Here is a 1,816-nt window from a genome sequence, read left to right on the forward strand (position 1 = left end):
TAAAGGATAAGATTATTCCATTACAGGATAATTCAATTTGCGTAGCAGAAAGCATACAAATTAAATTGAATATAGTAAAATAGGATTAGAAATCTTAAGAAAGTTGGTTCTTTATTGGAAACGATAGTATTTTCAATCTCCGTTTTTTTAGCAGGGGTCTTGTCCTTCTTTTCTCCTTGTATTTTTCCTCTTCTGCCAGTTTATGCTGGAATTTTATTGGATGATCAGGAAAGTGCAAAAAGCTTCTCCTTATTTGGGAGAAAGGTTCTTTGGTCCGGTTTGATTCGAACACTTTGCTTTATTGCAGGTATCTCTCTTATTTTCTTTATTCTAGGCTTTGGTGCTGGTTACTTTGGTCATATTCTCTATGCCAATTGGTTTCGATATGTCATGGGAACCATTATTATCATTTTGGGTCTTCACCAGATGGAAATTTTTCATTTTAAGAAATTAGAGGTTCAAAAAAGCTTTACTTTTAAGAAATCAGAAGCCAATCGTTATTGGTCAGCCTTTTTACTCGGTATTACCTTTAGCTTCGGTTGGACGCCTTGTATCGGTCCAGTTTTGAGTTCTGTTTTAGCGCTTGCGGCTTCTGGAGGCAATGGTGCTTGGCAAGGAGCCATATATACTCTTATTTACACTCTGGGCATGGCCCTTCCTTTCTTGGTCTTGGCTCTAGCTTCAGGTCTAGTAATGCCATGTTTTAGTAAAATTAAACGTCATATGATGCTACTAAAGAAAATTGGTGGTTTCCTCATTATTTTAATGGGAATTTTGTTACTATTAGGACAAGTAAATGTTCTAGCTGGAATTTTTGAATAAAGGAGAAAAAGATGAAAAAAGTAATGTTTGCTGGCTTAAGCCTCTTGTCATTAGTTGTATTGATGGCCTGTGGTGAGGAAGAGACTAAAAAAACTCAAGCCCCACAACAGCCAAAACAAGAAACGACTGTACAACAAATCGCTGTTGGAAAAGAGGCTCCAGACTTTACCTTGCAATCAATGGATGGTAAAGAAGTTAAGTTATCTGATTTCAAGGGTAAAAAAGTCTACTTGAAGTTTTGGGCTTCATGGTGTGGTCCATGTAAGAAAAGTATGCCAGAGTTGATGGAATTAGCTGCAAAACCAGATCGCGATTTCGAAATTCTTAGTGTCATTGCACCAGGAATTCAAGGTGAAAAAACTGTTGAACAATTCCCACAATGGTTCCAAGATCAAGGCTATAAGGATATCCCAGTTCTTTATGATACCAAGGCAACCACCTTCCAAGCTTATCAAATTCGAAGCATTCCTACAGAATACCTAATTGATAGCCAAGGCAAGATTGGAAAGATTCAATTTGGTGCTATTAGTAATGCGGACGCAGAAGCAGCCTTTAAAGAAATGAACTAGAATCGATAAAATCTGATTACAAGAGCGTAGTCAGATTTTTTTAGAAAAACATTTTATAAATATTCACAATTCTCCTATATTTATGGTAAAATAGAATCATCAGTTTATTTTGGAGAAAAAGATGAATATATTTAGAACAAAGAATGTTAGTTTGGATAAAACAGAGATGCACAGGCATTTGAAGTTATGGGATTTGATTTTGCTGGGTATCGGAGCCATGGTTGGTACAGGTGTTTTTACAATTACAGGTACTGCAGCTGCAACACTTGCTGGTCCAGCTCTAGTGATTTCAATCGTCATTTCTGCCTTGTGTGTGGGATTGTCAGCCCTCTTTTTTGCAGAATTTGCTTCGCGAGTACCTGCTACAGGTGGTGCCTACAGTTATCTCTATGCCATTTTAGGAGAATTTCCAGCTTGGTTGGCTG

Annotated in this window: 3 protein-coding genes; all 3 read left to right on the forward strand. The window is 37.2% G+C overall.

What is annotated here, in order from left to right; genetic code table 11:
- Positions 1 to 114: 114 nt before the first annotated feature.
- On the forward strand, positions 115 to 822 hold the full coding sequence (gene ccdA2, locus SMIDD26_RS05665; protein WP_061439432.1) for a thiol-disulfide oxidoreductase-associated membrane protein CcdA2: 708 nt from the start codon (positions 115 to 117) through the stop codon (positions 820 to 822).
- 11 nt (positions 823 to 833) lie between these two features.
- Complete coding sequence (gene sdbB, locus SMIDD26_RS05670) at positions 834 to 1,391, forward strand: thiol-disulfide oxidoreductase-associated lipoprotein SdbB (RefSeq protein WP_000757380.1); 558 nt, start codon at positions 834 to 836, stop codon at positions 1,389 to 1,391.
- Between the two features lie 121 nt (positions 1,392 to 1,512).
- On the forward strand, positions 1,513 to 1,816 hold a 304-nt coding region (locus SMIDD26_RS12945), incomplete at its 3' end, for an amino acid permease (protein WP_152165839.1).

Source organism: Streptococcus mitis, assembly GCF_001579035.1.
GTDB lineage: Bacteria > Bacillota > Bacilli > Lactobacillales > Streptococcaceae > Streptococcus > Streptococcus mitis_J.

What these genes read in the sequence shown, in the direction of transcription:
- sdbB (WP_000757380.1), top strand. Translation starts at nt 834, where the DNA reads ATGAAAAAAGTAATGTTTGCTGGCTTAAGCCTCTTGTCATTAGTTGTA.